This window comes from bacterium (genome assembly GCA_021372615.1).
Lineage (GTDB): Bacteria > Armatimonadota > Zipacnadia > Zipacnadales > UBA11051 > JAJFUB01.
This window is the reverse complement of sequence record JAJFUB010000151.1, coordinates 53,490-64,625: the sequence shown is the minus strand read 5'-3', so window position 1 is coordinate 64,625 and position 11,136 is coordinate 53,490. Positions and strand designations below refer to the sequence as shown.

Below are 11,136 nucleotides of genomic sequence, written 5' to 3'. Positions count from 1 at the left end.
GGGGCCCGCCGCACACGACGCGGCACCCACGGCCTGTTCCCCTAGTTGTGCCGACCTCACTAGAGTTTCTCAAGGGCTATGGTGACTGCCTGGGGCAGAGCCAGTTTGGCCGCGACTTGCATGGTCTTGAACACCCCGGCCGGCACGGCACAGCCGCTGCAGCACCCCTCGAAACACTGGCGCACGGCGGTCATGACCTGGCCGTTGAAGCCGCTGCCGATCTCTTCGTAGGCGTCCACGGTCGGCAGGATCTCGGCGAGCTTCCCCACCTTCTCGCACGGGGTGGTGATGTCGAACGAGACGTGCTGGCTGTCGTCACACCGGGCGATGACTTCGGTGACGAAGCCGCACACGCCGGCGTGGATGGTTCCCTTGACTGCACTCATCTGGTCACTCCTACTTGCGTCGGTACTTGTCTACCTGCGCGACGAGCTTTGCTCGCAGGCCCGGCTCATAGCCGGTGTGCGTGAAGCGGACTCGTCCCTGGGTATCCACCAGGACGAGGTGCGGGATGGTCTGCACCTTGTATGCCTCAGCGACGCGGAACTCGGCGTCCTGCAGGATCGGGAAGGTCACCCCGAGTTCGCGGAGGCCCTTGGGGACCACCCTCCCCGCCAGCGGGCCGTCGAGGTTCACCTGGAAGATCCGCACACCGTGGCCCTTGTACTTGGCCTGCAGCTTCTGCAGGTCCTTGAGCATGTCGCGGCAAGGCAGGCAGGTGAAGCGGCCAAAGTCGAGTATGACCACGCTCTTGCCCTTGTAGTCCGACAGCTTGTAGGGCTTCCCGGCGAGGGTCTTGAGGGTAAAGCCGGGGGCCCTGGCACCGACGCTGAGCCCCTCGGCGTGGGCCGCTGTCAGGACGGTCGCACACAGGGCGGCGGTGACGGCAAGTCTGAGGTTCCTGCGCATGTCTCTGTTCCTCTGCGGTATGGTCAGGCTGTCCAGATGAAGTACACGCCCACAGCGACCAGGAGCCAGCCGCCGACCCGCTGTATCAGGACGGAGTACCTGGTGCAGCGTTCGAGGCTGGTGAGCGCGCCCGCTACGGTGCCGATGATCACCAGCGGCAGGCCATGGCCCACGGCGTACGTGAACATCAACAGCGAGCCGTAGGCCACCTGCCCCTTCTGGGCGATGAGCGCCAGGATCAGCGTGAGGATCGGCATGGCACACGGGCTGGCGACGAGGCCGAAGAGCATGCCCAGGACCAGGGCGCCGGCGAAGCCGCTGAGCCGCGACCACTTCGACTGCGCGGGGGCCCAGGTGCTGAAGCTCAGCGGCAGCAGCCCCGTCATGTTCAGCCCGACGAGCAGGCAGACGGCGGCGACAACATACATCCAGCCGGCCTTGGACAGGCCCAGGACGCTGCCGACGAAGGACGCGGTCGCCCCGATGATCACGTAAGTGATAGCCAGCCCGAACACAAAGGTCAGGGCCAGGGCGAGTCCGCGCCAGCGGGGCTGCTCCTTCTGGCCCGAGATGTAGCCGACGAGCACCGGGATGGTGGGGTAGACGCACGGGTTCAGCCCCGTGGCCGCCCCGCCCAAGAAGACCAGCGGGACCACCAGCAGCGACGATTGGTCGAGGGCCTGTTGCAGCGGCTGCATGAGGTCCAAGGTCGTGCTCCTGTCAGGCTACTTGGGGGCGCACTCGCCGATCTTGCAGGCCTTCTTGATCTGCTCGGCCGAGAGCGCCATCTTGTCGGCCAGGGCCTTCTCGATGGTGATCAGCTCGCCCGTCTCCAGCGGATGGGCGGCCAGCCACTGCTGCAGGTTCTCGACGGATACGAAGAAGCCCTGATGGAAACAGCCGGCGGAAGCATGCTTGCCGTCCGGCTTCGTCCGCTGGCCAAACCAGGCCACGGCCGTCGGCGGGTCCAGGGAGGCAATCGTGCCGTCGAGGGTCTTGACGACGATCATCTGCCCGGTCAGGGCGTCGGGCTGATGCACCTCGATGTCCTTGCCTGTGCGAGCCGCCACACCCATGGCGCAGTGCGAACAGCAGCCGTAGGTGTGCAGGCCCCCGGCCGTCACCAGCGCGGCATCCTGCGGGTAGACGGCGCGATCGCAGAAGCCGCAGCGGGTCGCCAACTCGCAGGCCTTCAGCAGCTCATAGGTCAGGATGCTGCCACCGACACTCCGCCGGGCGGACAGCGCCGCCTCGCGCTTGGCGAAGGCCATCACGAAGGGCCTCCCCGTCTCCTCGTTGAGTACAACGAGATAGCTGGCGTCCCGCAGGGGCGCCGGACGGCCGCTCTTGTAGTCCGTCACGCAGGCCTTGTCCTCCAGCGGCGCGCAGTCGCCGGTGTAGGAGGAGAGCATCACGAGGAAGCAGTGCGGAGAGCACAGGCGCACCTCGCCTTTGTCGGTCTTCACCAGGACTGCGGTCTTTGGGGCCACGGCGCCATCGCACAGGTAGCAGATGGTGTCCCGGGGGCGGGTGTCCGGCGGCACGTTCCAGCGGCTGACGGAGGGCAGCGCCGGGAGCGGCACCGCCACGCCCAACTCGCGCCACTTCGCGAGGATCGCGCTCTTGGCATAGAAGCCCTCGTGGCGGAACAGCTCCTTGCCATCTGCGCCGAGGAAGACCTGGGTCGGGATGACCTCGATGCGGAAGTCCCGGGCCATCTCCGGCTGTGCGTAGACGTTGATGAACACCACGTCCACGACGCCCGCCAGCTCGGTCTTCAACTCCTTGAGGATGGGTTCCATCTGCTTGCAGGGGAGGCAGGTGGTGGAGCCCAGGTCCACCAGCTTCGGCAGCTTGACCGCGCCCTGGGCCACGACCACGCCGGCGGCGCAGAGGGCCGCAGCGGCACACAGAGCAAAGCGCCTTGGCAGCATGGGGCACTCCTCCAGTTGGCCTAGTTGGTCTTGACGCCCATCTTCTCCAGCTGGGCCAGGATGTCCGCCTTGGGGTAGAAGCCCTCGTGACGGAACGCTTCCTGGCCGGTCTGGTCGAGGAAGATCTGGGTGGGGATCACGTTGATGGCGTACTTGTCGGCCGCCTGCGGGTTCTGGGCGATGTCTATGAACTCGACCTCGACCTTGCCCTGCAACTCCACCTTGAGCTCCTCGAGGATCGGCGCCATCTGCTTGCAGGGGATGCAGGTGGTGGAGCCGAGGTCCACCAGCCGCGGCAGCGATGCAGCCGACTCCTGGGCCGTGGGGGCCGGGGCCGGTGGTGAGCCGGTGTCGCTCCTGCTCGGGACCGTGGGACAGGTTGCCCCTTCGGGCACCGTGTTGCTGTCCTGCATCTGGTTGGCCTTCATGGCCACGACCGCCCCGACGACGAGCAGGACGAGAATGAGCGCTGCCACCTGTGTCCGTTTCACATGAACCAACCTTTCATCCGATGGCGCGGCACCCGGACGAGCGGGGCGAGGGCCGCCTGACCCTCACCCTAGGCCGTCCCGGCTGCAGCCTTACCCGCAGCAGCAGCTCTTCTTCGCCGCTGCGCAGACGGTCGCGACCTGCTCGTCGGTCAGATTGAAGTGGTGCCCCTTCTCGATGCCGAGGTCGGTGATGACCACGTACTTGGAGATGGGCACGTCCTCGCGCTCAAAGGCGGCCTTGACGCAGCCGAGGTCACAGCCGTCAATGACGATGGTCGCGTCGGCCTCGCGCGCCTTGGTGATGAAGCCTGCCAGGCCGCCGCCGATGCCGGCGGCGCAGAAGAAGCTGCCGACACCCTCCATGTCGAGTTGCTTGGCGGCCTCATTGCTGAGCTGCCCGACGTTTGAGCCGCCACTACACGCGAACACCAGCGTCTTGCTCCCGGCGCAACATGAGGACATAAGTGTCCCCTCCTTCACATGGGCTGCCGCCCCGGCGGGGCGGTCGGGGCTACGACCTGGCTTCCTGTATCCAGGCCGCGATCTTGGCCGCATCGGGCACTCTGCCCGTGGACTTGACCTGGCCGTCAATCGTCAGGCCCGGGGTGAACATGATCCCGGCCTGGACGATGTCGGCCACCTGCTCGACCTTGGTGACCTCGGCCTCAACGCCCGCCAGGCGCACGGCCTCCTCCGCGTTGGCGAAGAGCTGCTTGCACTTCTTGCAGCCGGTGCCATAGATGACGATCTTCATGTCAGCCTCCCAGACTCTGCAGTTGCTGCATGATCTCCGGCGGCGTGCCACCGGGGAAGATGACAGTGTTGAACATGGTCCCGATGATGATGATCGCCACGACCACCACCCCGGCAAAGACCCCGAGCAGCGGCCACTTCACGACCTGCCGGAGGATCAGCATCTCGGGCACCGAGATGGCGACGATGGACATCATCAGCGCCAGGGCGGTGCCGATGGGCACGCCCTTCTCCACCAGCACCTGGACGATGGGGATGGTGCCCGCGGCATTGGAGTACAGCGGGATGCCAATGAGGACGGCGATGGGGACAGCCAGCGGGTTGCCCTGGCCCGCGGCCCGGGCGACGAACTCGACGGGCACGTAGCCGTGGATGCCGGCGGCCACGCCCACGCCGATCAGGACCCATGGTCCGACCTTCTTCATCAGCGTCTTCGTGTAGTCTTTGGCGTAGGCGAGGCGGTCAGCCCAGGTGGGGTCTTCCTCCTCGGTCTCGGCCATCTGGACCTGCCAGACGTACTCCTCGACGAACCGTTCGAGCCTGAGTCGCCCGATGACCATCCCGGCCACGATCGCCATGAGCACGCCCGTGAGCAGGTACAGGCCCGCCACGCGCCAGCCGAACAGGCCCAGCAGCAGGATCAGGGCGACCTCGTTGACCGTGGGGGCGGAGATCAGGAAGGACATCGCCACGCCCAGGGGGATACCGCTCTCGACGAAGCCGATGAACAGCGGGCAGGCCGAGCACGAGCAGAAGGGTGTGACCACGCCCAGGAGGGAGGCCAGGATGTTGCCGGCCCACTCGTGCTTGCCGCCGAGGATGCGGCGGGAGCGCTCGGGCGAGAAGAAGCTGCGAATGATGGCGACGGCGAAGACGATGACCGTCAGCAGGAAGAGGATCTTGATGACGTCCCAGATGAAGAACTGGACGGAGCTGCCGAAGTGGCTCTTGGGGTCGAGGCCGAGCAGGTTGTAGGCGAGGAGGTTGCCGAGGCTCTTGAAGGGCCCGGTCCACCAGGGAGCAGTGTTCATGTTAGTTGGCTATCTTGGCGAGCTGACAACCACGATGCGAGGCAGTCGGCGTGCTCAGGCGGTGACGGGGGTCCCGTCCGCCGTCGCGCTACGCGCTATGGCGGGCACCCCGCCCTGAGGCTGCTGCCGCGTCCTCCTCGACCATCGCCTCGATGCAGCCCAGGAAGTTGAGCACGCACGGGGTGCGCAGGCTGTAGTACACCCACAGGCCCTGCTTGCGGTCGCGGACGATGCCAGCGTGCTTGAGGAGGCTGAGGTGCTTGGAGACGGTAGACATGTCGGAGCCGACCAGCTCCTGCAGGTGGCAGACGCACATTTCGCCGCCGGCGAGGGCCTCGACCATGGCGAGGCGGCTGGGGTGCGCGAGGGCCTTGATGATGTCGGCTTTGGCTTTGTAGGCTTCGGTGCTCATAGTTGTCTGTTTGGCAATATAGCCAAATATGGTACGTCTGTCAAGGGGGGCACGAAGGGGCAGTTGGTTGTCGGCGCGTGGCCTGGGGGGCGGAGGTGCGGCGGGGCGGGAGTCGTGGCGTCCGCAGGACGCTCGGCAGTGCGCGGCACCGCCCCTCAGCCCGGCGTTTCAACGCCGGGAAGGAACGCCACCCCTTTCCTCTCCGTCAGGAGTGCCTTCCGTCCGCAGGACGGTTGGCCGCAGGCCCGGCGCGGGCGCAAGGGCTCGCCGGGCGTCCCGCCGACCGTCCTGCGGACGGAACGGAACGACCGCAGAGAGAGACAAGGGGGCGGCGGCGGCCCGGGCGCGGAAGCGTCCGGCTGGGGGGCGGTGCTGCGCACCGCCGACCGTCCTGCGGACGGGAAGGCCACCATCCTGAGCACCACCGACCGTCCTGCGGGCGGGAAGGTCCGCGCGGCATCTAGCACCGGCACCGACAACTGAAGGTCACACCCCACAGAGGGAAGGGAGAGCAGGGCGAGGAAGGCCTGGGAGAGAGGCCCGGATCGTCTGGGCCGGCGCTCCTGACACCGTAGGGAGGACGATAATGGCAAACCCGATCACGATCATGCCGTGCCTGGACATGCAGAGCGGGAGGGTCGTCAAGGGCGTCCACTTCGTCAGCATCCGCGACGCGGGCGATCCGGTGGCGTGCGCCCAGGCATACTGCGCCGCGGGCGCCGACGAGCTTGCCCTACTGGACATCACGGCCACGGTGGAGGGGCGGGCGACCATGCTGGAGGTGGTGCAGCGGGTCGCTGAGGTCGTGACCGTACCCTTCACCGTCGGCGGTGGCATCCGGGATGTGCCATCGGCGGCCCAGGTCCTGGCGGCGGGTGCGGACAAGGTGTCCACCAGCAGCGCGGCCTTTCGGCGGCCCGAGGTGATCGCCGAGATGGTCCGGGAGTTCGGTCCCGAGCGCGTGACGGTGGCGATTGACGTGGACGCCAACCCGGCACTGCCCTCGGGCTACGAGGTGTATGTGGACGGCGGCCGCACCGCGACCGGTACCGACGCGGTGGAGTGGGCGAAGCAGGTGGACGGCTACGGAGTCGGGTGCATCCTGCCCACCAGCAAGGCCGGGGATGGGGCCAAGACCGGCTATGACCTGCCGCTCATCCGCGGCATCGCCGAGAGTGTCAACGCCCCCGTCGTGGCCTCGGGCGGGGCGGGGACGCTGGCGCACTTCGTGGAGGCGGTCGAGGCCGGGGCCAGCATCCTGCTGGCGGCCTCGGTGTTCCACTTCGGCATGCTGAGCATCCCGGATGTGAAGCGCTATCTGGCAGAACATGGGGTGCAGTTGGTGCGTCCGGCCTGAGGCCATCGCGATGGCACCGACCGTCCGCGCGCGCCTGCTTTGTCGCCAGCACCCGTGCCCCAAAGGAGAACCTCCCATGGCATCCCCCGGACGTGTTGCCGCTCTGAGCGTTGTGCTGCTGGTGCTGGGGGTGGGGCAGGCGCTCGCGGCGGAGGCGGCCCCCGCGATCAGTGCGCTCAAGGACATGTGCCTGCAGACGGCGCTGGTGACCAACGGGCAGGCGGCGTGCCTCATCGCGGCGCCGGAGGGCCAGGGGCTGGAGGGGACCGCCGAGGCGGTGCAGGCGGCGGTGAAGGCGGCCTGCGGGGTGACGCTGCCGATCAAGCCGGCGAGTCAGATCACCGACGCCGACCGGCAGACGAAGCACCTCATCGCCATCGGCAACTTCGCGACCAACAGGGTGGCCGAGGACCTCTATCTGCGGCAGTTCACGCCGTGTGACTTCGCCTTCCCCGGCGGCGATGGCGCCGACCTGCGCACCGTGCACAACCCCTGGCAGACCGGGAAGAACGTCCTCTGCGTGGCGGGGAGCAGCGTGGCCGGGACGCAGGCGGCGGTGCAGCGGCTGGGCGAGCTGCTCGCCCGGACAGGCGGGCAGACGCTGGGGCCGCTGCATGTGACGGTCGGGGGCAAGCCGCCGGCTGAGGTGTCGGCGGAGGAGCAGGCGAGGCTGCTCAAGAGTGTGGAGGGGGCGACGTACTCCGAGATCGGCGCCCGTGGGATCGGCTGGGGGACGCAGTACTACCTGTACGGCGTCCCGTCATACGCGCGACTGTTCCTCGCGGCCATGCGAACCCTGGACAAGGTGGTCGAGCGGCAGGGGGCGGCCGACGATCTGCGCAGCACGCAGACACTTGTGCAGCTCTGGGACGCGATCGAGGAGGGGGAGGCGTTCAGCGACGCCGACCGCCTCGAGCTGACCAACATCTTCGCGCGGTATGCCTACGCGGTGCCGTATGCGCGGCAGACCGTGAAGCCCTCCGCCGCCCCCCACGGCAACAACTGGAATGCCGTCGGGTCGTTCTTTGCCGGGCTGTACTTCGCGCGCTACTACCCCGGCCTCCCCATCGGCGAGAAGATCCTCAAGAACCTGGATGTGTACTACCAGAATGACCTCGTGAACTGGAAAGTGTCCGAGGACTGCCCCGGGTATGGCAACATCACGGTGTACGACAACTACACCTTCGCGCTCAACCGGCCGAACCGGGCGTACTTCGACAGCGGCAGCCTCAAGACGCTGGCCGACTATGACATCCTGATCACCAACAACGTGGGGAATGCCGGGGGCTTCGGCGACACCTCGCAGCTCGGCGGCAAGTACACGGTCGAGGCGCTGAAGCTGGCGGCGTGGCTGTACCGGGACGGGCGGTACCTGTGGTGGTATGAGCACCTCGGCGGCGGGCCGGGGACGTACTGGGTGCCGCCGGAGGTACTGCCCCGGCAGGAGCCGACCGACATGCTGGGGGTCAAGGTGATGCCGCTGGCGCAGTGGGTCTATGACCGCGGCGGGAAGCGGGCCATGCCCCTGGAGCGGTGCTTTGACAAGATCTCGCTGCGGGAAACCTTCGATCCGCAGCGCGAGTACCTGCTGCTGGGCGGGATGTGCTATGGCTTCCACTCGCACCCCTCGGCCAATGTCATCATCAACTACTCGGACCGGGGGCGCGTGTTCCTGTTCGATGACGGGTACATGATCCCCGAGCTGACCGAGCACAGCACCCTGACCATCAACCGCGACGGGTTCAGCGCGCCGACGCCGGAACTGGCCGAGCTGACCGCACGGGCGGACTGGCCGGGGGTGGGGTTGGTGCAGTCGCGGCTGGTCGGGTACAACGGGCTGACCTGGGACCGCAACCTGATCTGGGTGAAGGATCGGTACATGATCGTCCTCGACGACTTGCTGGCCGAGCAGGCCGGGACCTATGACCTGCAGTGCATCTGGCGCACGCTGGGAGACACGGAGCTGGGCGGCAACCGCTGGACCGCCAGGCAGGGCGGGGAGACGTTCCATCTGGTCAATGCCGACGGGGCGGCGCTGAGTGAGAAGTCCTGCCAGGGGCCGGCCAACGCGCGGGCGCTGTACCAGGCCAAGAGCGCCCAGTTGCAGCCGGGCGACCACCGCATGTTTGCCAATGCGTTCCACGTGGCCCGGCCGCAGCAGGTGGTGGACGTGCGGGCGTTGGACAGCTCGTCGGTCCTGGTGAAGGACCAGGGGGTGGCGCTGGTGGGGCTGCGGCAGGCAGAGGGCCTCGCGGGGCTGAGCGTGCAGGCCGCCCTGCTGCATGTGACCGGCGACGAACTGCGACTCGCCGGGGCGACACAGGTGGAGTACGGCGGCGTGAAGCTGGCGGCGAACCTGCCGGTGGATGCGCACCTGAACCTGCGGACGGGCCAGGCGACGGTGGTCTGCCAGGAGCCGACGACGGTGACTCTGGGCGGGAAGGCGGAGATGCTGGCGGCAGGGCGGCACGACTTGCGCTTTGCGCCGGCGGCGGCAGCCGTGTGCCAGAAGCTGGACCAGGCGCTGAGCCGGCGATACGCGGAGCTGGCGAGGAAAGCGCCCGAGAAGACGGCGGGCGGCGACGGCCAGGGGCTCAGACCGTTGTGGGCGTTCCGTGGGTTTGATGCGGTCATCAACTGCGCGCCGCAGAAGGAGACGAAGGTCACGAGCAGTGTGGCGCCGCTCACCCCCAGGGATGTGGACTACGGCGTCGGTGAGCTGGACGCGGTCCGCGCGGCCAACGGGAACGTCATGTTCGCGACGGGGAAGCCGGTGGTTCTGAGCTTTGACCTGGGCCGACCCGCCGACCTCACCCGCGTGACGGTCAACTCGCGGCAATTGGTCACCTTCCAGGGCGGCTGCGGGGTGAAGAAGCTGTCCGTGGAAGTCAGCAATGACGGGTTCAGACAGGACAGGCGGCTGCTGGGTGAGGTGAGCATCAGCAAGCCGCTGGAGAACAACCTCGTGCCCTACCCGATCGCGGCCCCAACGGCGCTGCGCGCCCGGACTGTGCGGATCAGCGCCGAGCCGTACACGGAGAAGCACAAGGTCTACTTCGACTCGGTGGAGATCTGGGGGTTGGGGGGCGCGGCGGAGATCGTGAAGAGTGGCTTCCACCTCAAGGCCCTGGTGGCGGCGGACCTGAACGGCGATGGCAAGATGGAGGCGCTGACCGGCGGCACCGACCGGGCCCTGCGCGCGATCGGGGCGGATGGCCGCCTGCTGTGGAAGACGCCGCTGCCCGACCAGGTGCTGGACGTGGCCGCCGGGGACATCAACGGCGATGGGCAGGTGGAGGTGATCGCGGGGTGCGCCGACCACACGCTGTACGCGCGGAAGGCGGACGGGAGCGAGCTGTGGACGGTCAAGCCACCGGCGCGGAGTTACGAGCGTCCGGGCTACCGCGGAGTGCCGCCTTTCACCGGACCGCTGCGCGTCGTCTTCACCGCCGACCTGGAGGGTGACGGCAAGCAGGAGGTGCTGGTGGGGTCCGGCAACTGGTGGGGATACTGCTTCGACGGGACGGGGCAGTTGCGCTGGAGCGGCTGCAACTGGGCCCATCAACCCACGTGCGGCGTGGCCTATGACCTGGACGGCGACGGCAAGCGGGAGGTGGCGATGGGCAACACGTACGCCGGAGCGCAGGTGTGGGACTGGCAGGGGAAGGAGGCGGGCTACCTGAACGCGACTGGCCATGCGGGCCCCACGGCGCTGGCTGCAGGCGACTTGACGGGCAACGGGAAGGGGACGGTGGTCATGGGCGACCGGGCCGGGTGGCTGCAGTTCCTGGAGTGGAAGGGGCGCCAGCTACCCAGCTACCAGATCGGGAGCGAGATCACCAGCCTTGCGCTGAGCGACCTCAACGGCGACGGGAAGCTCGAGACCGTGGCGGGCGCCAAGAACTACCTGCTGTACGGGTTTGACAGCGAGGGCAAGCTGCTGTGGCACCGCAACCTGCTGGATGTGCCGCGGCAGGTGAAGGCCGCTGACATGAACGGGGATGGGAAGCCGGAGCTGCTGGTGGCGGGGGAGGACCGGACGGTGCGGGTGCTCGGGGCGCGGGGGGACGACCTGGCCTCGTTCCGCGGGGAGGGCTGGATGCGGCAGGTGACGCCGGCCGAACTGGACGGCAACCCGGCCACGAGGGAGCTGCTGGCCACGTGTGACGACGGAGCGGTGTACGCGCTGCAGATGAAGTGAGCAGGGCGGGGTCCCCGTCCGCCTGCGCGCGACGGCGAACACCCCGCC

General features: G+C 67.9%; 11 protein-coding genes. 2 read left to right on the top strand and 9 right to left on the bottom strand.

Features of this window, described 5'->3' with window-relative positions; translation table 11 throughout:
• Nucleotides 1–59: 59 nt before the first annotated feature.
• The 9 genes from LLH23_22010 to LLH23_21970 all read right to left on the bottom strand — a co-directional run bounded on the left by LLH23_22010 (nucleotide 60) and on the right by LLH23_21970 (nucleotide 5,530).
• Nucleotides 60–386 carry a hypothetical protein gene (locus tag LLH23_22010; GenBank protein MCE5241148.1) on the bottom strand — a complete coding sequence of 109 codons (327 nt, stop codon included), beginning with the start codon at nucleotides 384–386 and terminating at the stop codon, nucleotides 60–62.
• A 10-nt stretch (nucleotides 387–396) separates the two neighbouring features.
• Nucleotides 397–909 (bottom strand): TlpA family protein disulfide reductase, encoded by a 513-nt coding sequence (locus tag LLH23_22005; protein ID MCE5241147.1) that lies wholly within the window; start codon nucleotides 907–909, stop codon nucleotides 397–399.
• Nucleotides 910–932: 23 nt separating this feature from the next.
• Complete coding sequence (locus LLH23_22000; protein ID MCE5241146.1) at nucleotides 933–1,607, bottom strand: cytochrome c biogenesis CcdA family protein; 675 nt, start codon at nucleotides 1,605–1,607, stop codon at nucleotides 933–935.
• 27 nt (nucleotides 1,608–1,634) lie between these two features.
• On the bottom strand, nucleotides 1,635–2,843 hold the full coding sequence (locus LLH23_21995; GenBank protein ID MCE5241145.1) for a hypothetical protein: 1,209 nt from the start codon (nucleotides 2,841–2,843) through the stop codon (nucleotides 1,635–1,637).
• 20 nt (nucleotides 2,844–2,863) lie between these two features.
• On the bottom strand, nucleotides 2,864–3,334 hold the full coding sequence (locus LLH23_21990; protein MCE5241144.1) for a thioredoxin family protein: 471 nt from the start codon (nucleotides 3,332–3,334) through the stop codon (nucleotides 2,864–2,866).
• A gap of 90 nt (nucleotides 3,335–3,424) precedes the next feature.
• Nucleotides 3,425–3,796: a putative zinc-binding protein gene (locus LLH23_21985; protein MCE5241143.1), complete on the bottom strand. Its 372-nt coding sequence runs from the start codon at nucleotides 3,794–3,796 to the stop codon at nucleotides 3,425–3,427.
• A gap of 49 nt (nucleotides 3,797–3,845) precedes the next feature.
• On the bottom strand, nucleotides 3,846–4,088 hold the full coding sequence (locus LLH23_21980; protein MCE5241142.1) for a thioredoxin family protein: 243 nt from the start codon (nucleotides 4,086–4,088) through the stop codon (nucleotides 3,846–3,848).
• A 1-nt stretch (nucleotide 4,089) separates the two neighbouring features.
• Nucleotides 4,090–5,118, bottom strand: a complete 1,029-nt coding sequence (locus tag LLH23_21975) for a permease (GenBank protein MCE5241141.1) — start codon at nucleotides 5,116–5,118, stop codon at nucleotides 4,090–4,092.
• 88 nt (nucleotides 5,119–5,206) lie between these two features.
• On the bottom strand, nucleotides 5,207–5,530 hold the full coding sequence (locus tag LLH23_21970; protein ID MCE5241140.1) for a metalloregulator ArsR/SmtB family transcription factor: 324 nt from the start codon (nucleotides 5,528–5,530) through the stop codon (nucleotides 5,207–5,209).
• Between the two features lie 586 nt (nucleotides 5,531–6,116).
• On the opposite strand from LLH23_21970, the gene LLH23_21965 reads away from it, so the two are divergent.
• Together LLH23_21965 and LLH23_21960 are read left to right on the top strand one after the other, a co-directional pair.
• Nucleotides 6,117–6,887 (top strand): imidazole glycerol phosphate synthase cyclase subunit, encoded by a 771-nt coding sequence (locus LLH23_21965; protein MCE5241139.1) that lies wholly within the window; start codon nucleotides 6,117–6,119, stop codon nucleotides 6,885–6,887.
• Between the two features lie 76 nt (nucleotides 6,888–6,963).
• A complete protein-coding gene (locus LLH23_21960) occupies nucleotides 6,964–11,088 on the top strand; it encodes a hypothetical protein (GenBank protein MCE5241138.1) in 4,125 nt (1,374 codons plus the stop codon).
• The last annotated feature ends 48 nt before the right edge of the window (nucleotides 11,089–11,136 follow it).